General features: G+C 63.1%; 17 protein-coding genes and 5 pseudogenes. 5 read left to right on the top strand and 17 right to left on the bottom strand.

What is annotated here, in order from left to right; translation table 11 throughout:
- Positions 1-59: 59 nt before the first annotated feature.
- A complete protein-coding gene (locus TK90_RS08605) occupies positions 60-1,169 on the bottom strand; it encodes a zinc ABC transporter substrate-binding protein ZnuA (protein WP_012983080.1) in 1,110 nt (369 codons plus the stop codon).
- Positions 1,170-1,247: 78 nt separating this feature from the next.
- Here TK90_RS08605 and znuC point away from each other — a divergent pair, with 78 nt between their 5' ends.
- The gene (gene znuC, locus TK90_RS08600; protein WP_012983079.1) at positions 1,248-2,078 is read left to right on the top strand and encodes a zinc ABC transporter ATP-binding protein ZnuC; all 831 of its coding nucleotides are present in this window, start codon (positions 1,248-1,250) and stop codon (positions 2,076-2,078) included.
- Positions 2,075-2,896: a zinc ABC transporter permease subunit ZnuB gene (znuB, locus tag TK90_RS08595; protein WP_012983078.1), complete on the top strand. Its 822-nt coding sequence runs from the start codon at positions 2,075-2,077 to the stop codon at positions 2,894-2,896. Before znuC ends, znuB begins: the two co-directional genes overlap by 4 nt.
- Positions 2,897-2,948: 52 nt before the next feature.
- Here the strand turns inward: znuB and TK90_RS08590 are convergent, their stop codons facing one another.
- On the bottom strand, positions 2,949-3,440 hold the full coding sequence (locus TK90_RS08590) for an Lrp/AsnC family transcriptional regulator (protein ID WP_018137934.1): 492 nt from the start codon (positions 3,438-3,440) through the stop codon (positions 2,949-2,951).
- Positions 3,441-3,602: 162 nt separating this feature from the next.
- Between TK90_RS08590 and TK90_RS08585 the strand changes: the two genes are divergently transcribed.
- On the top strand, positions 3,603-5,291 hold the full coding sequence (locus TK90_RS08585) for a 2-isopropylmalate synthase (protein WP_012983076.1): 1,689 nt from the start codon (positions 3,603-3,605) through the stop codon (positions 5,289-5,291).
- A gap of 166 nt (positions 5,292-5,457) precedes the next feature.
- On the opposite strand, the gene TK90_RS08580 is transcribed toward TK90_RS08585, so the two are convergent.
- From TK90_RS08580 to TK90_RS08540, 11 genes and pseudogenes are all read right to left on the bottom strand, one after another.
- The gene (locus tag TK90_RS08580; protein WP_012982455.1) at positions 5,458-6,450 is read right to left on the bottom strand and encodes an IS110 family transposase; all 993 of its coding nucleotides are present in this window, start codon (positions 6,448-6,450) and stop codon (positions 5,458-5,460) included.
- A 260-nt stretch (positions 6,451-6,710) separates the two neighbouring features.
- A complete protein-coding gene (locus TK90_RS08575) occupies positions 6,711-7,553 on the bottom strand; it encodes an ion transporter (RefSeq protein ID WP_012983075.1) in 843 nt (280 codons plus the stop codon).
- Positions 7,554-8,306: 753 nt separating this feature from the next.
- Entirely contained in the window at positions 8,307-8,729 is a 423-nt protein-coding gene (locus tag TK90_RS08570) for a type II toxin-antitoxin system VapC family toxin (protein ID WP_012983074.1), read from the bottom strand.
- Positions 8,729-8,971, bottom strand: a complete 243-nt coding sequence (locus tag TK90_RS08565; RefSeq protein ID WP_012983068.1) for a type II toxin-antitoxin system Phd/YefM family antitoxin — start codon at positions 8,969-8,971, stop codon at positions 8,729-8,731. Before TK90_RS08565 ends, TK90_RS08570 begins: the two co-directional genes overlap by 1 nt.
- A gap of 78 nt (positions 8,972-9,049) precedes the next feature.
- On the bottom strand, positions 9,050-9,388 hold the full coding sequence (locus tag TK90_RS15105) for a transposase (RefSeq protein WP_012983073.1): 339 nt from the start codon (positions 9,386-9,388) through the stop codon (positions 9,050-9,052).
- 150 nt (positions 9,389-9,538) lie between these two features.
- Positions 9,539-9,844: a BrnA antitoxin family protein gene (locus tag TK90_RS14785; RefSeq protein WP_012983072.1), complete on the bottom strand. Its 306-nt coding sequence runs from the start codon at positions 9,842-9,844 to the stop codon at positions 9,539-9,541.
- Positions 9,819-10,097, bottom strand: a complete 279-nt coding sequence (locus TK90_RS08555; protein ID WP_012983071.1) for a BrnT family toxin — start codon at positions 10,095-10,097, stop codon at positions 9,819-9,821. The genes TK90_RS14785 and TK90_RS08555 overlap by 26 nt, the downstream gene beginning before the upstream one ends.
- Positions 10,098-10,767: 670 nt before the next feature.
- Positions 10,768-10,944, bottom strand: a pseudogene (locus TK90_RS15385) (transposase); the annotation flags it as partial.
- 371 nt (positions 10,945-11,315) lie between these two features.
- The gene (locus TK90_RS08550) at positions 11,316-12,449 is read right to left on the bottom strand and encodes a transposase (RefSeq protein WP_012983070.1); all 1,134 of its coding nucleotides are present in this window, start codon (positions 12,447-12,449) and stop codon (positions 11,316-11,318) included.
- A 99-nt stretch (positions 12,450-12,548) separates the two neighbouring features.
- Positions 12,549-12,794: pseudogene (locus tag TK90_RS08545) on the bottom strand (type II toxin-antitoxin system VapC family toxin); the annotation flags it as partial.
- Entirely contained in the window at positions 12,794-13,036 is a 243-nt protein-coding gene (locus tag TK90_RS08540) for a type II toxin-antitoxin system Phd/YefM family antitoxin (protein ID WP_012983068.1), read from the bottom strand. The pseudogene TK90_RS08545 and the gene TK90_RS08540, both read right to left, overlap by 1 nt.
- 99 nt (positions 13,037-13,135) lie before the next feature.
- Here TK90_RS08540 and TK90_RS08535 point away from each other — a divergent pair.
- Positions 13,136-13,426: pseudogene (locus TK90_RS08535) on the top strand (alpha-isopropylmalate synthase regulatory domain-containing protein); the annotation flags it as partial.
- A 206-nt stretch (positions 13,427-13,632) separates the two neighbouring features.
- Here TK90_RS08535 and TK90_RS08530 read toward each other — a convergent pair.
- A complete protein-coding gene (locus TK90_RS08530) occupies positions 13,633-14,475 on the bottom strand; it encodes an ion transporter (protein ID WP_012983067.1) in 843 nt (280 codons plus the stop codon).
- A gap of 258 nt (positions 14,476-14,733) precedes the next feature.
- Here TK90_RS08530 and TK90_RS08525 point away from each other — a divergent pair, with 258 nt between their 5' ends.
- Positions 14,734-15,333: a bifunctional 2-polyprenyl-6-hydroxyphenol methylase/3-demethylubiquinol 3-O-methyltransferase UbiG gene (locus tag TK90_RS08525; RefSeq protein WP_012983066.1), complete on the top strand. Its 600-nt coding sequence runs from the start codon at positions 14,734-14,736 to the stop codon at positions 15,331-15,333.
- 542 nt (positions 15,334-15,875) lie between these two features.
- Here the strand turns inward: TK90_RS08525 and TK90_RS08520 are convergent.
- The 3 genes and pseudogenes from TK90_RS08520 to TK90_RS08515 all read right to left on the bottom strand — a co-directional run bounded on the left by TK90_RS08520 (position 15,876) and on the right by TK90_RS08515 (position 17,957).
- Positions 15,876-16,863, bottom strand: a pseudogene (locus tag TK90_RS08520) (transposase).
- 534 nt (positions 16,864-17,397) lie between these two features.
- A complete protein-coding gene (locus TK90_RS14780; protein ID WP_012983065.1) occupies positions 17,398-17,703 on the bottom strand; it encodes a BrnA antitoxin family protein in 306 nt (101 codons plus the stop codon).
- Positions 17,678-17,957: pseudogene (locus TK90_RS08515) on the bottom strand (BrnT family toxin). The gene TK90_RS14780 and the pseudogene TK90_RS08515 overlap by 26 nt, the downstream one beginning before the upstream one ends.
- Positions 17,958-18,343 lie beyond the last annotated feature (386 nt).

Here is an 18,343-nt window from a genome sequence, read left to right as displayed (position 1 = left end):
ACAACCGCGTAGGGTGCGTTGAGCGCAGCGAAACGCACCGCCTTGGCTTGTCCCGCGGGCTATTCCTTACCCAGGCAGCCGGCAAAGCCGTCCGCCATGTTCTGCATCAACTCGAACCAGGCATCCGGCCCGGGCTCCAGTTCGGCACCGACAGGATCCAGCACGCCGAGCCGTGTATCGGTTCCCTCGGCCACGGTCTCGGCCAGGGCCGGACGGAATTGCGGCTCGGTGAACAGGCAGACCACGTCGCCGTCGGCGACACGCTCGCGCAGTTCGCTGATGCGCCGCGGCCCCGGGCTGCGCGAGGGATCGATGCTGATCGAGCCGGCGGAGTTCAGACCGTAGTGCTGCTCGAAGTACTGGTAGGCGTCGTGGAACACGATAAAGGCCTGGTCCCGTACCGGCTCGAGCTGTTCCGCCAGGCGTCCGTCCAGATCGTTGATCCGTTCGAGCAGGGCGTCACGGTTGGCCTCCACGATTTCGGCGCGTTCCGGATCCCATTGCATCAGCTTGTCGGCGAGCTGCTCGGTGATCGCGCGCACCACCGCTGGCGAGAGCCAGATGTGGGCATCGTAGTCGCCGTGATGGTGATCATGGTCGTGTCCATGGGCCTCGTCGTGGTGGCCGTGATCATGGTTGTGGTCATGGCCGTTGTGGCCATGGCCGTTGTGGCTGTGATTGTCGTCGGAGTGCCCGTCGTCGTGGCTGTGGCCATGGCCGTTGTGATCGTGGTCATGGTCGCCGTGGCCGTGATCATCGTCCCCGTGGTCGTGGTGATGCTCCCAGACGCCCCCTTCGCGCGTGGGCTTCAAGTCCAGGTCGAGGTCGTCCATCAGGCTGATAATCTCGCGGTCGCCGGCACGGCGGAGCGGGCGCTCCAGAAAGGTCTCGAGGTCCGGGCCGACCCAGACCACCATGTCCGCGTTCTGCAGACGGCGCGCCTCGGATGGCCGCATGGAATATCCGTGCGGCGAAGCCGTGGCGGGGACCAGCAGTTCCACGTCGAAGGCGTCCTCGCCCAGGGCGGCGACGATGCTGTGAATCGGTAGAATGGTCGCGACGATGCGCGGCTTGTCCGCGGCGGCCATGCCCGGGAGCAGGAGGCCCAGGATGGCCAGCAGGCTGACCGTCAGCGAAATCCCGAAGGGGTGGCGCGGGCGCGAGTGCATGGCAGGGTCTCCAGGGTGTCGGATCGGAATTAGAGAACGTTATAGTATATCAACATGAACAAGGGAAGCCCTGCCACCATGTCCGCACCGGAATCGGACCACAGCCCGCTGCTGGACGCCCGTGATATCTCCCTGGAGCGGGGGGGCAAGCTGATTCTCGACCGGGTCTCGGTGCAGATCCCGCCGGCCGAGGTCGCGGTGGTGATCGGCCCCAACGGCGCGGGCAAGACTTCATTGTTGCGGGTGTTGCTGGGCTTGTGGCAGCCGACGCGGGGGCAGGTGAAGCGCCGGCGCGGGCTGCGCATCGGCTACATGCCGCAGCGCCTGCAGATCGAACCGGTGCTGCCGTTGTCGGTGCGGCGGTTTCTGACGCTGCGCCAGCGCGCGCCGAGGGCCGAGCTGCTGGCGCACCTGGAAAGGGTGGGTGTCCCGCACCTGCTGGACAAGCCGGTGCAATCCCTGTCCGGGGGCGAGATGCAGCGAGTGCTGCTGGCGCGGGCGCTGCTCAACCGGCCCAATCTGCTGGTGCTGGACGAGCCGGCGCAGGGCGTGGATATCGTCGGGCAGGGCGAGGTCTTTCGCCTGATCGATGACATTCGGCGCGAGACGGGCTGCGGGGTGCTGATGGTCTCGCATGACCTGCATCTGGTCATGGCGGGGGCGGATGCCGTGATCTGCCTGAACCAGCATGTCTGCTGCACCGGCCGGCCGGAGGAGGTCTCGCGCCACCCGGAGTACCAGCGCCTGTTCCCCACCGCCGATGTGCAGGGCATCGGTATCTACAAACATGACCACAACCATGTCCACGACCTGCACGGCGAGGTGCATGATCTGGACGACAACGGAACGGGCGGGTCGCACGGCTGTGGCCACGCCCACCATCACGGACAGGGAACGCCGAAACGATGATCGAAGCCTGGCTGGATGACTTCCTGTTCCGCGCGGTGCTGGCAGGGCTGATGGTGGCGGCCGTGGCCGGTCCGCTGGGTGCCTTCGTAGTCTGGCGGCGTATGGCCTATTTCGGCGACACGATCTCGCATTCCGCCCTGCTGGGGGTGGCGCTCGGGTTCCTGCTGGGGACGAATCTCAACCTGATGGTGACCATCGTCTGTGTCGCGATCGCCGTGCTGCTGGTGATCCTGCAGCGCCGTCAGGAGCTGGCTTCCGATACCTTGTTGGGGATCCTGGCGCACAGCGCGCTGTCGCTGGGGATTGTGGCGGTCACCTTTATCGAGGGCCTGCGGGTGGATCTGATGGCCTATCTGTTCGGCGACATCCTCGCGGTGGGGACGAATGACCTGCTGGCGATTGCCATAGGCGGCGGCATTGCGCTGTTGCTGCTGGTGCTGCTCTGGCGACCGCTGCTGGCGCTGACGGTGCACGAGGAACTGGCGCGGGTCGAGGGTGTGCCGGTGCTGGCCGTGCGCCTGGGGCTGATGCTGCTGATCGCGCTGGTGATCGCGGCCGCGATGCAGGTGGTCGGCGTCTTGCTGATTACGGCGTTGATGATCATTCCGGCCGCGAGTGCCCGGCGCTTCGCGTCGACGCCGGAGCAAATGGCGTTCCTGGCCGGTGTGATCGGCATGCTGGCGGTGCTCGTCGGCGTCTGGGGTTCGTTCCAGTACGACACCCCGACCGGGCCGACGATCGTCGTCGCTGCGATGCTGGGCTTCATCCTCATTCACCTGCTGCCCGCGCGTCTGCTGCCCCAGTTCGGCGGGCGCTGAGGGAAGCGCTGAGCCATCGGAGCCGTTTCGGAGGGAGGTTCGCGGCCCGCCGTCAGTCGCGGATGTAGTCCAGCGGCAGCGAGGTGCGGTCCACCACCCGGCGCAGGACGAAGCTCGAGTGCACCGAATCCACCCCCTCCAGCCGGGTCACCCGCCGCAGCAGGAAGTCCTGATAGGCATCCATGTCCGGCACGACGACCTGCAGCATGTAGTCCGCCGATTGCCCGGTGATCAGATACAGGTGCTGCACCTCGGGGTAGCTGGCGATCGCCTCCTCGAAGCGTGCGAAGCGCTCCGGGGTGTGGCGGTCCATGCCGATGTGGATCAGCGCGGTCAGTTCCAGCCCCAGGGCGCGCCGGTCGAGCAGGGCCACGCGCCGGATCAGGATCCCGGCCTGCTCGAGTGCCCGAACGCGCCGCAGGCAGGGCGAGGGGCTCAGCCCCACGCGCTCGGCGAGGGCCTGGTTCGACAGGCTGGCGTCCTCCTGCAGGATCTCCAGGATGTGACGGTCAAAGCGGTCGAGCTTGTGCGGTTGCGGTTCCATGGTGGAATATTGCGCCAGATAGGTCATTTAAAGCAATAAAAAGCCTCTTACCTCCCGCTATATGCGAAAAAAGCAAGGTTCTGTCCGCGCAAATTCGTTAGGATAATGTGCAAGTGGACCAATCGCCGCGACGGAATGCCGCGGCCCCAGGAGAGAATGAAGATGGCCTTCGATCACACCAAGTACGCCCCGTTCCCGCCGATCGACAAGGCGGACCGCCGCTGGCCGGCGCAGCGCACCACGGTTGCGCCGCGTTTCTGCGCGGTGGACCTGCGCGACGGCAACCAGGCGCTGGTGCACCCGATGAGCGTCGAGCAGAAGATGCGCTTCTTCGAGGTGCTGGTGGATATCGGTCTGACCGAGATCGAGATCGGCTTCCCCTCCGCCTCGCAGATCGACTACGACTTCACCCGCCGTCTGATCGAGGAGGACCGGATCCCCGAGGGCGTGTACGTGCAGGTGCTGACGCAGGCGCGCGAGGATCTGATCCAGAAGACCTTCGCCGCGCTGGAGGGCGCGCCGCGCGCGGTGGTGCACGTGTACAACTCCACCAACCCGGCGCAGCGCGAGCAGGTCTTCCGCATGGACCGTGCCGGCATCCGTGGCATCGCCGAGAACGGCGCGCGCTGGGTGCGCGACTACGCGGCGAGGTACCCGCAGACCGACTGGATCTTCCAGTATTCGCCGGAGAGCTTCTCTACCACCGAGCTGGACTACGCGGTCGAGGTCGTGGATGCGGTGAACGCGATCTGGCGCCCGGACCAGGGCCAGAAGGTCGTGATCAACCTGCCGGCCACGGTCGAGTCGGCCACGCCCAACGTCTTTGCCGACCAGGTCGAGTGGTTCTGCGACCACGTGCAGTATCGCGAGCACTTCTGCGTGTCGCTGCATACGCACAATGACCGCGGTACCGGCGTGGCCGCGGCCGAGCTGGGCCTGCTGGCCGGGGCCGACCGCCTGGAGGGCACGCTGTTCGGCAACGGCGAGCGCACCGGCAACATGGACCTGGTCACCGTCGGGATGAACCTGTATTCGCAGGGGATTGACCCGACCATCGACCTGTCCGACATGGAACGGCTGATGGACGTGTACAAGGAGTGCACTGATATGCCGATCCACCCGCGTCACCCGTGGGCGGGCGAGCTGGTGTACACCGCGTTCTCCGGCAGCCATCAGGATGCGATCCGCAAGGGCCTGGCGCACTACAAGGAGAAGGGCGGCCACTGGAACGTGCCCTACCTGCCGATCGACCCGAGCGATCTGGGCCGGCGCTACGAGGAGGTCGTGCGCATCAACAGCCAGTCCGGCAAGGGCGGCGTGGCGCATGTCCTGGAGCGCGACTACGGCATCGAACTGCCGCGCTGGCTGGCGATCGAGTTCGCCCGCATCGTGCAGAAGGATGCCGAGACCTCGCAGATCGAGGTCTCCTCGAAGCGTATCCACGAGCTGTTCGAGCAGCATTACCTGACGCCGGTCGCCGGCTGGGATCTGGTGCGCTACGAGATCGAGAAGGAAGGCCCGGTGGTGCGGCTGGACGCGACCATGGGCCCACCCGGGCGCGAGTCGCGCCTGAAGGGCGAGGGCCACGGCGCGGTCGAGGCCCTGACCGCCGCGATGAAGGCCGACCGGGGAGTCGAGGTCAAGGTGAGCCACTTTGACGAGCACGCGATGGAGTCGGGCACCGAGGCGCGCGCCATGGCCGCGGTGGACGTACAGGTCGACGGCGAGCGTTCCGTCGGCGTCGCCCTGGGCGAGGACACGACCGCCGCCACGCTGCAGGCCGTGCTCAACGCCACCGGCCGCCGCCTGGGCCAACCCGCCGCCACCGAGCAGGTCGCCGCCAACGCCTGATTCAGCGGCCCCTGCGCGCTCGAAGGCGCGTAGGGTGCGTTGAGCCGCGCGAAACGCACCGGTCGCAGGCAGCGACGCGGCATTGATGCAATTCGCTGCGCTCATTGCATCCTGCGGGCCTACGGGTAATGCCGGGCGGCTATCGGTGTGTAGATACCGTCTTGCCCTACGGGGTGCAAGGGGTTTCATGGCGGGCTTGATACGGGGTTTGGGATTTGAGCACACCGAAGGCGATGTGCAGGAGTTTGCGCATGGCCGCCCCGATCGCCGACATCTTGGCCTTGCCGCGTGTCAGCAGACGTTGATGTTGGTGTCGCACGTCCGGGTTGTACCGGGTCGCCACCACCGCCGCCATGTAGAGCGCCTTGCGCAGTCGGCTGGAACCGATCTTTGCCAACCGCGAGGGCCGCCGGACCGTGGCCCCCGATTCTTCCAGGACCGGCGCCAGCCCATGGAACGCCGCCGCTTGTCGAGCGCTCGTGAACGCGCGGCTGCGCAGCGCTGCGGTCATCGAGGCCGACAGCACGCGGCCGATGCCGGGGATGCTCTCCAGCAAGGTCCGATCCCGCTTCAGGTGGTGATGGGCGTCGAAGTGATCGTCGATCTGCTGCTGGAGCCGACGGTGTTCCTCACGCAGGGCCTGCAGGACGTTGTCGATCGACGCCTGAGCGAGGGTGTCCTCACTGAAACGCGCCTTCTCCAGGCGGTTCTCTTCGCGCCGCATATCCTGTTCCAGAGCCTCCAGGCGGCTGAGCAGGCGCTTGAGTTCCCGCACCTCCGGCGGTTCGGGCTGCCAGCGCCGTGGTGCGCGTTCGATGCCGTAGCGGGCCAGCATCATGCTGTCCTTGCGGTCGGTCTTGTTGCGCACCCCCATGCCCTTGGCATGCGAACGCACCTGGGCCGGGTTCAGCACGTGGACCTGCACCCCCTGATCATGAAGCCAGTACGCCAGCGGCTCGTGGTAGATGCCAGTGGCCTCCAGATACACATGGAGCCCCTCGGGGGTCTCGCCGGTGTTGCGCTCGAGCCAGTGCAGCAGCTCCCGGTACTGGTCTTGGCGGTTCGGGAACACCTTGGGCTTCACCTTGCCCGCCTCCAGATCCCGGACCCACATGCAGTCGAGCTTGTTCTTGCTAACATCAACGCCAATATGAGCCATCTCGTCCTCTCGCCTTGTCCGTACAGCCTCACCCGTCCGTCACGGAGGGGGGTCTTGGATACCGTTCAAACTTCGAGATGAGAAAGGACTCGGGGCCAATCTACAGAACAGGTTCGTGACCTCAGGAGCCTGACGGGTTACCCGAGCCCAATACGGTTCATGGTAGCGATCCGTGAACCGCAAGACACAAGGAGCCTGCTTGCAGGCGAAGCCCCGGCCCGCGTCGGAGAGCCTCAGCCTGGCCTCCGTCCCGGAGCCTGTTACTTCACCCGTTTCTCCAGCATGCTCTGCATGCGGATGAGGCGTTCCTGGAGCTTGACCGTTTCCTGCTGCAGCTCGTGGATCTCCGAGTGCAGCGCCTTGTTCTCCTCGTGCACGCTGTCGTGGATCATCTGCTGCTCGATCTCGATCGCGCGATCATGCATGCGCTGCATCGCGTCCACGATGATCGCGATGAACAGGTTCAGCACGGTAAACGTGGCGATCAGGATGAACGGCACGAAGAAGGCCCAGGCCCAGGGGTAGACCTCCATCACCGGGCGGGCGATATCTTCGGACCAGCCCTCCAGCGTCATGACCTGGAACAGGCTGTACATCGTGGCGCCGAGTGTCCCGAACTTCTGCGGGAAGGACTCGCTGAAAAGGCCTGTGGCGATGATCGCGAATACATAGAAGATCAGCACCAGCAACCCCAGGATGGAGATAATCCCGGGGATGGCCCGCAACAGGGCCTCCACGATAAAGCGCAACTTCGGCACCATCGATACCAGGCGCAACAGACGCAGCACGCGCAGCACCGAGAACGGCCCGGAGGCCGGGATCAGTGCGATCCCCACCACGAAGAAGTCGAACACGTTCCAGGGGTTGCGCCAGAAACTCAGGCGATAGACAAACAGCTTCGCCAGCACCTCGGCCGTAAAGATCGACAGGATGATCGTGTCTGCCGCGAGGATCACTGGGCCCATCCAGGCCATGACCGTGTCGGACGTCTCCAGCCCCAGGGTCAGGGCATTCAGCAGGATCAGCGCGATGATCGCGCGCTGGGTCAGGCGCGCCTCGATGAACTGGCCGAGACGGCCGCGCAGCGTGGTGGGCTCGCTCATGGTGCTTGGGTGCCTGGTGTCGATTGCGAATGGAACATCCCGGAACGATTCGCGGATCACGGCCCGCAACGCCGTCTATGGGAAGCCGCAAGAGAGTAGGCGAAAGCCGAATCAGCGGCAATTCCCCCGAGACGCCGCAGCCAGACAACGAGCGAAAAACGCTCGATGTTGCGACGAGACAGGCATGAGATAGATCGCGGGCCGCATACGCATAATCGCGAAACAAAACAATCGTTACTCTCTTGGAGAAAGTACCGTTCAGTGGCCGTATGCCGCCGTTTGGCGAAAAACCCGAACTGAGTCTAGAAATCAGTAATCGATGTGCTACTTTTAACCGCGAAGGCAGGGACGCCTTCACTAGAGCCGCCCAGGAACGGAAGCCGGGGTGGCTCTTTCTTTTTGTACCTCCCCGTATTCAAGCCTCTCCCCCCTGACCAGCCGGCACCCCCGCAGGGTGCGAAGAACCACGCGAATCGCACCGAAATGGGCCAATGTCCTGCGGTTTCGTGATCTGCGCGTTCGCGCATCAAGCGGCGTGGCGCACGAACAGCGACCGAGCCATGGACATGCACCTTGGATAGCGGCGCTGCGTCTGCGCGGCCAGGTCCACCAACTGCTCGGGTGTGTCCACACAAAGTGGGTGTCCTGTACCCCTCCCCGCAACAAATAACCCCGGCACGAGGCCGGGGTTCGGGGAAGGACAATCAATCTGTCCCCTTTAACTTTCGGAATGGAAGGCTGCACGGGTTCCCGTTACAGCAGCGTCGCATTCACGCCCATGGGTTCTGCAGCGGCCATGAGCGTCTTGTCGAGAGAGCAAAGTTCCACGCCGTGGTTGTACGCAATGGCCAGGTGAAGGGCGTCGCCAGCGCGTAACCCGGAGGCATGATCGTCGGCGAAGTGGGCAGCGGTGTGGTAATCGATGGATGAGACCGGCAGCGTCGAGAGTGACGATTCCCGCAATGCCGCAAATGCGCCAAGCACGGTTGCCCGTTCCCGGGGTGTCAGGATCTCCATTCGAACCTTCATGGACAAGGCCGCGGAGAACTCCGTAAGCACCCAGTCACTTATGCATAGCGAATCGGCGCTCTGTGCCGCCAGCCACTTCTGCATATCCTCGGTTCGGGGCTCGCGAGTGAGGGCCGCCACCAGAATGCTGGTATCCAGATAGCGCATCAGTAGCGAGCATCATCGCGGATACGACGGATGAAGCTCTCATCGACACTGTTGCTCTGGGTATCCGTGACTGCACGGAGCGCATTCGCATCGATCGGCTTCCTGGGTGCGGTGGCGCTGGAAAGGCGCACGACCGCCTTGCCTCGCTTGGTGATGAGGATGGATTCACCTGCAGCAGCACGTTCAGCCAGTTCGCTCAGGTGGGCTTTGGCGTTCGCCAGACTAATCGTCGGCTCGGACATTTCGCACTCTCCTGACCATATAGATGGTCATATCATACCTCGGCGCTAGCCGTCGCGGAAATGCGTTGGCTCGTGACATCAAAGTGGGTGTCCCTGAGCGAGACGTCCAACAGGTTTCCCACAGGTCAGAGGAAAGTGGGTGTCCCACAGGTCCCACAGGTCTAATACATTGAGTTGATCGACCCAGCGGCGAACGGCCGTCTCACCTAGATCCTGATCCCGGCAGGTCAGAGGAAAGTGGGTGTCCCACAGGTCCCACAGGTCTAATACATTGAGTTGATCGACCCAGCGGCGAACGGCCGTCTCACCTAGATCCTGATCCCGGCATACGACCGAGACCTCCAGACCGTCATCGACCACCATCCGGGCTACGCGCTCCTTGTGTTCGCTTGAAAAACGTCGGCGCTTGCGTGCCATGGTTGTTCTCCTCGTCCAGGGGGTGTCGTCCCACCGAACGAGGCGTCCACGGAAATTAGACCAGCTCAGTGGGTGTCCCACAGACGGTGAGGCGTCCCCACAGACGGTGCTGGAAAGTGGGTGTCCCAGGGTATGTCAGGAGGATCAAATCTATCGACTGTTCGAGTTCGGGGTGTGATCCTTGAGCCAGTCCTTCAAGGCTGCGTCCATTCGTGTCTGCCAGCCCTTCCCGGTTGCCCGAAATGCCTCCACGACGTCTGGCGATAGCCGAATCGTAATCCGTTCCTTGGTTACCGCCAGCGGAGGGCGACCCACGCGCCGCAGCGCTTTTGCTGCGTTCTCGGAGGGCTCGTGGGTCTCAGGGTCCGCATGGATCCCGGCCTGGATTGCTGCTTCCTCGTCGGCCTCATTCAATACGACGCGCCGACCGTTACGTAGCGTTAGTGATTTCGACATAGCGCGCAATCTCCCGGTTGTTGGCTTTGCGCAGGCTGATAATGCGGCGAACGGATGATCGATCGGTATAGACGACGCAATACAAGCGATCGCCCATCAGCGCGTATCCGAGCATTCGGCATTCGCCGTAGCTTTTCCGTCGGTCTTCCATGGCCAGGAGCGTATCCCATTCCAGCCATAGGGCATCGCCGAGTGAGACCCCGTGTTTCGCCAGGTTCGCAGCGTCCTTGTCTGCGTCAAACTCGATCTCCATCGAATTATTGTATGCACAGGAACTGGCGTGCGCAATTGGCAGGGTCGGAACCCCTCGGAGGGCCCGAGAATGGCCGTCGTCTGGCGGCCCATGTGACGCGTTGGGTGGGGTACTTGGTGGATCCTGGCCGATTTGGGGAGTGGGGGCGGGATGTGGATGAACAGCCTGTGGCTGGCTGCGTCGACGAATCGGCCTTATGGCAACAAAAAAACCCGGCACGAGGCCGGGGTTCGAGGAGGGGAAATAAATCTGTCCCCTGTTTGCAGATCCCACAGAAAAGTGGGTGTCCCACAGGTTCTTCGGCTTATGCCTGGCGAATCGCTCAGGCGGACCGCGCTCGTACCATTCGTTGAGCCGAATGCGAGCTGCGTGAGCGGCCGGATGGACGGATCAAGGTTTCGCCATCGACCTCCAGCGGCTCAAGTCGCGGCGGTGATGGAAGTGGGTACCCCGCAATATGGGAAGGTGCGCATGACGGCCTGCGGACTGGCGGGCCTGGGTGAGCCGCAAGACCGGGCCCGCGGCAACAAACACCAATGCACGTGTGTGCCATGCCCAGTGACAAAAAAACGCCCCGCCTCTGGGGGAGATGCGGGGCGCGGAGCACACAGGGGGGAGGTGCTCGCGGCTTAAGGTATGCAGTATCCCCGACCCCGGCAAGCGAAGTCAGTCACAAACCCGAATGCCTGGCCCGAAACCTGCGTTGGAGTGTGAGGTGCGGCGCCAAAGCGGCGGGGCGGGCGAACAGCGCCCGAGCCATGGACATCCCGCGCAGGTAGCGGCACTGTCTGCGCGCGGCCAAATCCACCAACTGCTCTGGTGCGCCAATCGCCGATCCGCAGGTTCTTCGGCTTATGCCTGGCGAATCGCTCAGGCGGACCGCGCTCGTACCATTCGTTGAGCCGAATGCGAGCTGCGTGAGCGGCCGGATGGACGGATCAAGGTTTCGCCATCGACCTCCAGCGGCTCAAGTCGCGGCGGTGATGGAAGTGGGTACCCCGCAATATGGGAAGGTGCGCATGACGGCCTGCGGACTGGCGGGCCTGGGTGAGCCGCAAGACCGGGCCCGCGGCAACAAACACCAATGCACGTGTGTGCCATGCCCAGTGACAAAAAAACGCCCCGCCTCTGGGGGAGATGCGGGGCGCGGAGCACACAGGGGGGAGGTGCTCGCGGCTTAAGGTATGCAGTATCCCCGACCCCGGCAAGCGAAGTCAGTCACAAACCCGAATGCCTGGCCCGAAACCTGCGTTGGAGTGTGAGGTGCGGCGCCAAAGCGGCGGGGCGGGCGAACAGCGCCCGAGCCATGGACATCCCGCGCAGGTAGCGGCACTGTCTGCGCGCGGCCAAATCCACCAACTGCTCTGGTGCGCCAATCGCCGATCCGAACGCGCGCAATAGACTGCTGGATTGCTGGATAAAAGTCTCGGCATCCATGCTCAAGCGGTCTAGCAGGCGAGGACGGTGCGCCGGAATCCATCCCCGTTTCGTGGGGTGGACGCAACGCCCCAGCGTATCGGTCAGCTCCAGGTAATCCTCGAATGCGAACGGAATAGCCGGTTCGAACTGCCCGGTTGCATCAAACGGCATCAGGGGCGCCTGGGGAAGCGATCGAAGCTCATTCTCCGGGCGCAAGGCATCTGGTGGACCGCATGGCTGGGGCCCATTTGGAGTCGCAACTGCCCCGGTCTGTGCGTCTGCCTCGGTCCCCTCCTGGCGGAGACGCCGTTGCAGTGACGTGTGGTCACTCTCGTCCAGCGTCTCGGCCATCCCGGCCCGGATCGGGTTCAGGTCCGCGTAGCTCATGGCCGTCAGCACGGCGGCATCATCCAGCAGCGCCTGACTCTTGAAGCGGCCCTCCCAGAATCGTCCCTTGATGCCTTCCTCCTCGTTGGCCTGTCGGGCAATGGACTCGTTCAACACGCGCATGAACCACGACAGATCGGCCAGTCGGGCCCGATAGGTTTGGGCGTATTCCTCGACCCGCCGAACCTGTGCGGCGCACATCGCCTTCCGCCGAGGCGACAGGTACTGTCTAACCAACTCGGGGCCAGAGAACAGGCGCGTCCAGCGACGCAGGACGGACTCGGTATCCAGCGCGGCCGCCCGCTCGGGGTCCAGTCGAACTACAACGTGATAGTGATTGCTCATCACCGCATAGGCTGCGACATCAATGGTGAAGATCGCCGCCAGCTCCAGGATCCGCGTCTCGATCCATTCGCGGCGATGCTCGAAGTTGTGTCCGGATACGCGATCCTCGCCGCAGAGAAAGGCGCGCCGAACGCAGCGGGAGACGACGTGGTACCAGGGCGTGTCCTTGATAGACACGAGGGACGAGCGGGGTTGGGTCATCGTGGACTCCTTCCATGGAATCAGATGGTTCAGAAGCTAGATGCGATTAGCCGCGATCGCAAGGTCTTTTCTTCACAACGTGGGTGTCCTGCAGATCAAGACCGGCAGCGTCGAGAGTGACGATTCCCGCAATGCCGCAAATGCGCCAAGCACGGTTGCCCGTTCCCGGGGTGTCAGGATCTCCATTCGAACCTTCATGGACAAGGCCGTGGAGAACTCCGTAAGCACCCAGTCACTTATGCATAGCGAATCGGCGCTCTGTGCCGCCAGCCACTTCTGCATATCCTCGGTTCGGGGCTCGCGAGTGAGGGCCGCCACCAGAATGCTGGTATCCAGATAGCGCATCAGTAGCGAGCATCATCGCGGATACGACGGATGAAGCTCTCATCGACACTGTTGCTCTGGGTATCCGTGACTGCACGGAGCGCATTCGCATCGATCGGCTTCCTGGGTGCGGTGGCGCTGGAAAGGCGCACGACCGCCTTGCCTCGCTTGGTGATGAGGATGGATTCACCTGCAGCAGCACGTTCAGCCAGTTCGCTCAGGTGGGCTTTGGCGTTCGCCAGACTAATCGTCGGCTCGGACATTTCGCACTCTCCTGACCATATAGATGGTCATATCATACCTCGGCGCTAGCCGTCGCCTAAATGGGTGGGCTCGTGACATCAAAATGGGTGTCCCAGAGTCGCGAGTCACGCCTGCAGGGCGAGGGCCACGGCGCGGTCGAGGCCCTGACCGCCGCGATGCAGGCGGATCGGGGTGTCGAGGTCAAGGTGAGCCACTTCGACGAGCACGCCATGGAATCCGGCACCGAGGCGCGCGCGATGGCCGCGGTAGATGTGCAGGTCGACGGTGAACGCTCCGTCGGCGTTGCTTTGGGCGAGGACACCACCGCCGCCACGCTGCAGGCCGTGCTGAACGCCACCGGTCGCCGCCTGGGCGAACGCGCCGCCGAGCCGGCCGCTGCCAACGCCTGATCCAGCGGCCCCTGCGTGTCCGAGGGCACGCAGGGGGGCATTGAAGGCCACGCAAGCACCGTTCGTTGAGGTGGGGCTGGCTTTGGCAGGGGCTTCGCCTGCAAGCAGGCTACCGGAGGTGGGGTGTGGCTTTGTAGGAGCCGCCTTGGCGGCGAAGCCCCTGCCCGCGTCGGAGAGCCACAGCCTGGCCTCCGTCCCCGGGTCCGTTACTTCACCCGCTTCTCCAGCATGTTCTGCATGCGGATGAGGCGTTCCTGCAGCTTGACGGTTTCCTGCTGGATCTCGTGGATCTCAGCGTGCAGTGCCTTGTTCTCCTCGTGCACGCTGTCATGGATCATCTGCTGCTCGATCTCGATTGCGCGATCATGCATGCGCTGCATCGCGTCCACGATGATCGCGATGAACAGGTTCAGCACGGTGAACGTGGCGATCAGGATGAATGGCACAAAGAACGCCCAGGCCCAGGGGTAGATCTCCATCACCGGGCGTGCGATGTCTTCGGACCAGCCTTCCAGTGTCATTACCTGGAACAGGCTGTACATCGAGGCCCCGAGCGTCCCGAATTTTTGCGGGAACGAGTCGCTGAACAGCCCGGTCGCGATGATCGCGAACACGTAGAAGATCAGCACCAGCAGGCCCATGATCGACACGATCCCGGGGATGGCCCGCAGGAGCGCCTCCACGATAAAGCGCAGTTTGGGCACCATCGATACCAGGCGCAGCAGTCGCAGCACGCGCAATACCGAGAACGGTCCGGAGGCCGGGATGAGTGCGATCCCCACCACGAAGAAGTCGAAGACATTCCAGGGGTTGCGCCAGAAACTCAGGCGATAGACAAACAGCTTGGCCAGTACCTCGGCCGTAAAGATCGACAGGATGACGGCGTCTGCCGTGAGGATCACCGGGCCCATCCAGCCCATTACGGTATCGGACGTCTCCAACCCCAGCGTCACGGCGTTCAGCAGGATCAGCGCGATGATTGCGCGCTGGGTGAGACGGGCTTCGATAAAATGCTCGAGGCGCTGGCGTAGCGAGGTCGGTGCGCTCATGGCGGTTCTGGGCTCTGGTGGTTCGCTGGTGGTTCGACATTTCGGCGGCGCGGCGGGCTCGCCGTGGACCAGTCCGGAAAGGCGTGCAAGAGTAGGCGAAACTCCGCTTTCCGGCAATTGGCTGGCAGCCGCGAACCCACCCACAAAGTGGGTGTCCCTTAACTGCGCAGGGCAGGTGCTCGCCCACAAAGTGGGTGCCCACAAAGTGGGTGTCCTGCACATACTTGAGGGCAAGGAACCAACGGGTGGAGTCGATTGATGTGGGATGAACGGTACGCCACGGATGAGTATGTCTACGGTACTCGGCCGAACGATTTCCTGGCCGAGCAGATCTCGGGGGTTCCGCCTGGGAAAGCTCTTTGCCTGGCCGAAGGTGAGGGACGAAACGCGGTCTTTCTGGCCGAACGTGGGTTCGATGTGCTGGCGGTGGATAGTTCGTCAGTAGGTCTGGAGAAGGCCGAGCGTCTTGCGACGCAACGTCATGTCGCGATCCGGACGGAAGTCGCGGATCTGACCGACTACAGTATCCAGCCGAACCGTTGGGACCTTGTCGTCTCGATTTTCTGCCATCTGCCGCCCGATACTCGGCGTCGGCTACATCGGGAGGCGGTCGCTGGCTTGAGGCCTGGCGGGCGTTTCATTCTGGAGGGGTATACGCCGGCGCAACTGGCCCTGGGAACCGGGGGACCGCCTACCGAGGCGCTCATGATGAATCTGCCAGAGCTGCGTGATGAACTGACCGGCCTTGAGTTCATTCATGCGGTCGAGGTCGAGCGTGACGTGGTTGAAGGTGTTTTTCATACGGGCCGTGGTGCTGTCGTGCAGATTCACGCATGCAAGCCCGCCGAGCCGGGTTGATCCACCGCGGAGGCCTGGGCCTTGGGTTGGGTGCCCCGCAAAGTCCCTGTGCAACTGCTGACGCCCTTTCAGTGACGGTGACTCCGGTTTAGTGTCTATCCACATCTCGGGGGCAACGGCTTCCGGGGCAATGCGCCAGGGACGTCGCTGCCATGTCCGTCGCCGCACTCTCCCCTGATTCTTCAGCAGAGCTAGGCTAAGCGCATTGCCTGGTGTTCAGCCTGCAATCGAAAGATAAAACAATCGTTGCTCTGTTAGAGGAAGTACCGCTCAGTCGGCGCATAGGGCCGTTCGACGAAAAGCGGGAAATACATCTAGAAATTGGCAAACGATGTGCTACTTTCAACCCCGAAGGCAGGGATGCCTTCGCTAGAGCCGCCCAGGAACGGAAGCCCGGGTGGCTCTTTCTTTTGGGGGCCCAGGTGAGCCCCACTAAGGCCTAACTCGCCAACAGTGCCGCGGAACAACGTGGATCGAACCGGCCGCGAGCGGCCCAAACAACCGAAATTCATCCATGCCAAGTCGACGTCCTGCGCTCGGGTTCAAGCAGCAGGGCGGGCGAACAGCGCCCGCGCCATGGAGATTCCTCGGAGGTAGCGGCACTGCCGACGTTCGGCGAGGCTCACCAACTGCTCCGGTGCGCCAATGGCCGAGCCGAACGCGCGCAATAGATGGCTGGATTGCCGGATGAAGGCTTCGGCATCCATGCCCAGCTGGTCGAGCAGGCGAGGGCGGTGCGCGGGAATGGATCCTCGTTTCGTCGGATGTACGCAGCGCCCCAATGTGTCCGTCATCTCCAGGTAATCCTCGAACGCAAATGGGATCGCCGGTTCGAACTGGCCGCTTGCATCAAATGGCATCAGTGGCGCACGCCGAATCATCCTCGGCCTCCGGGCGGATACGCCGTTTCAGCGAAGTGTGATCACACTCGTGCAAGGCTTCGGCCATCCCGGCACGGACCGGATTCAAGTCCACGTAGCTCATGGCCGCCAGCACGGCTGCGTCATCCAGCAGGGCCTGACTCTTGAAGCGCCCCTCCCAGAATCGTCCCTTGACGCCTTCCTCCTCATTGGCCTGTCGTGCGATGGATTCATTCAGCACACGCATGAACCACGACAGATCTGCCAGCCGGTTCCGATACGTTTGGGCGTACGCCTCGACCCGGCGTAACTGTGCGTCGCACATCGCTTTCCGACGTGGAGACAGATACTGCCTAACCAATTCGGGGCCCGAGAACAGCCGCGTCCAGCGAAGCAGGACGGACTCGGTGTCCAGTGAGGCTGCGCGTTCAGGGTCCAGCCGTACCACCACATGGTAGTGATTGCTCATCACGGCATAGGCAGCCACATCGATGGCGAAGATCGCGGCCAGCTCCAGGATCCGCGTCTCGATCCATTCGCGGCGATGCTCGAAGTTGTGTCCGGACACGCGATCCTCGCCGCAGAGAAAGGCGCGCCGAACGCAGCGTGAGACGACGTGGTACCAGGGCGTGTCCTCGACGGACACGAGGGACGAGCGGGGTTGGGTCATCGTGGACTCCTTCCATGGAATCGGACGATTCAGAACCTAGATGCGATCAGCCGCGATAGCAAGGGCCTGTCTTGAGAAAGTGGGTGTCCTACAATGCCGAAGTTTATTCCATCCAAAAGTACCGCCTATGGCGCAAAAACGACCGTTCGGCGGCCTCTTCGGTGTGCAGCTGGAAATCCACGAGGCTCGTGCTAGATTGTGCCCTGGGGCAAGGAAGCCCCTAAAGGGTCGTCCGGGAAGGGAATCCACGGGCGGCCCTTTTGCGTTCTGTGCCCCGGCAATATCAGGTCACAAGCCTGGAGCCCCTGGGAGCGCCGCAAAGCGGTGTCGTCGTAGTCTCGGTGCCCCGCGTGCGATCGTCTCTGATCATTTCCTGAAGGCGCTGCATCCAGTAGCCATCCCGGAAAGCGCGCAGCGGTTATCCGGGGCCTGACCGAGGGGCCGTGTAGCGTGGGGAGGAAAGTGGGTGTGCCGCAGATGCCACCGCGATGTCAGTTGGTCATACGATACCGCGGCCGGAGCCGCAGCCGGGCACTAACGACTATTAGACGTCGGGCTATGGTCCTTGAGCCAGTCCTTCAAAGCCGAGTCCATTCGCGTTTGCCAGCCCTTTCCTGTAGCGCGGAATGCCTCCACGACGTCGGGCGACAGACGGATCGTGATGCGCTCTTTAGTTACAGGTAGAGGCGGGCGCCCCACGCGTCGCAGGGCTTTCGTCTCGTCTTCGGAAGGTTCCCGGGTCTCTGGGTCCGCATCGATTCCGGCCTGAATGGACGACTCTTCGTCGGCGTCGTTCAAGACGACCCGGCGACCGCTACGTAGCGTTAGTGATTTCGACATAACGCACAATCTCCGGGTTGTTGGCTTTGCGCAGGCTGATGATCCGCCGCACGGATGATCGATCGGTGAATACGACGCAATACAAGCGTTCGCCCATCAAGGCGTACCCGAACGTTCGCCGTTCGCCGTAGCTTTTCCGTCGGTCTTCCATGGCCAGGAGCGTATCCCATTCGAGCCCGAGGGCATCGCCGAGTGAGACCCCCGTGTTTCGCCAGGTTCGCAGCGTCCTTGTCTGCGTCAAACTCGATCCCTATCAAATTATTGTATGTACATTAACTTGCGAGTGCATTTGGCGAGGTGGATTAGCCGCGGACCCTCGGGCTATCCCGGTCGTCTGGCAAGGCATAACACGCCACGGCGAACACACCGGCGGAAGGCTAGTGGCCCTGGGGGGAAAGAGCGGAGTGGGAGTGTGGAGTCTGCCGCCAGTTAGTTGTGTCGCTGGTGTCGGCGAATCGGGCTTATGACAACTGGGAAGAAAGTGGGTGTCCCACAGATGGCCGCCACAGTTTCTCCTTGCAAAGTGGGTGTCCCGCAGGTGCGAATGTCCCCGGTGCGCCAATGTTGGAAGAAAGTGGGTGTCCCACAAATGGTTACAGGGCGCATGTGACCATTGTTGTCATGTGAACTGACGCACATT

It is taken from the genome of Thioalkalivibrio sp. K90mix, from assembly GCF_000025545.1.
In the GTDB taxonomy this organism is placed as follows: Bacteria; Pseudomonadota; Gammaproteobacteria; order Ectothiorhodospirales; family Ectothiorhodospiraceae; genus Thioalkalivibrio.
The sequence above is the reverse complement of the archived record's forward strand: the minus strand, read 5'-3'. Positions and strand labels throughout refer to the sequence as shown.

What these genes read in the sequence shown, in the direction of transcription:
- TK90_RS14785 (WP_012983072.1), bottom strand. Translation starts at nt 9,844, where the DNA reads ATGTCGAAATCACTAACGCTACGTAACGGTCGGCGCGTCGTATTGAAT.
- TK90_RS08525 (WP_012983066.1), top strand. Translation starts at nt 14,734, where the DNA reads ATGTGGGATGAACGGTACGCCACGGATGAGTATGTCTACGGTACTCGG.
- TK90_RS08585 (WP_012983076.1), top strand. Translation starts at nt 3,603, where the DNA reads ATGGCCTTCGATCACACCAAGTACGCCCCGTTCCCGCCGATCGACAAG.
- TK90_RS15105 (WP_012983073.1), bottom strand. Translation starts at nt 9,388, where the DNA reads ATGGCACGCAAGCGCCGACGTTTTTCAAGCGAACACAAGGAGCGCGTA.
- TK90_RS08570 (WP_012983074.1), bottom strand. Translation starts at nt 8,729, where the DNA reads ATGCGCTATCTGGATACCAGCATTCTGGTGGCGGCCCTCACTCGCGAG.
- TK90_RS08590 (WP_018137934.1), bottom strand. Translation starts at nt 3,440, where the DNA reads ATGGAACCGCAACCGCACAAGCTCGACCGCTTTGACCGTCACATCCTG.
- TK90_RS08550 (WP_012983070.1), bottom strand. Translation starts at nt 12,449, where the DNA reads ATGACCCAACCCCGCTCGTCCCTCGTGTCTATCAAGGACACGCCCTGG.
- TK90_RS14780 (WP_012983065.1), bottom strand. Translation starts at nt 17,703, where the DNA reads ATGTCGAAATCACTAACGCTACGTAGCGGTCGCCGGGTCGTCTTGAAC.
- TK90_RS08555 (WP_012983071.1), bottom strand. Translation starts at nt 10,097, where the DNA reads ATGGAGATCGAGTTTGACGCAGACAAGGACGCTGCGAACCTGGCGAAA.
- TK90_RS08565 (WP_012983068.1), bottom strand. Translation starts at nt 8,971, where the DNA reads ATGTCCGAGCCGACGATTAGTCTGGCGAACGCCAAAGCCCACCTGAGC.
- TK90_RS08575 (WP_012983075.1), bottom strand. Translation starts at nt 7,553, where the DNA reads ATGAGCGAGCCCACCACGCTGCGCGGCCGTCTCGGCCAGTTCATCGAG.
- TK90_RS08605 (WP_012983080.1), bottom strand. Translation starts at nt 1,169, where the DNA reads ATGCACTCGCGCCCGCGCCACCCCTTCGGGATTTCGCTGACGGTCAGC.
- znuC (WP_012983079.1), top strand. Translation starts at nt 1,248, where the DNA reads ATGTCCGCACCGGAATCGGACCACAGCCCGCTGCTGGACGCCCGTGAT.
- TK90_RS08530 (WP_012983067.1), bottom strand. Translation starts at nt 14,475, where the DNA reads ATGAGCGCACCGACCTCGCTACGCCAGCGCCTCGAGCATTTTATCGAA.
- znuB (WP_012983078.1), top strand. Translation starts at nt 2,075, where the DNA reads ATGATCGAAGCCTGGCTGGATGACTTCCTGTTCCGCGCGGTGCTGGCA.
- TK90_RS08540 (WP_012983068.1), bottom strand. Translation starts at nt 13,036, where the DNA reads ATGTCCGAGCCGACGATTAGTCTGGCGAACGCCAAAGCCCACCTGAGC.
- TK90_RS08580 (WP_012982455.1), bottom strand. Translation starts at nt 6,450, where the DNA reads ATGGCTCATATTGGCGTTGATGTTAGCAAGAACAAGCTCGACTGCATG.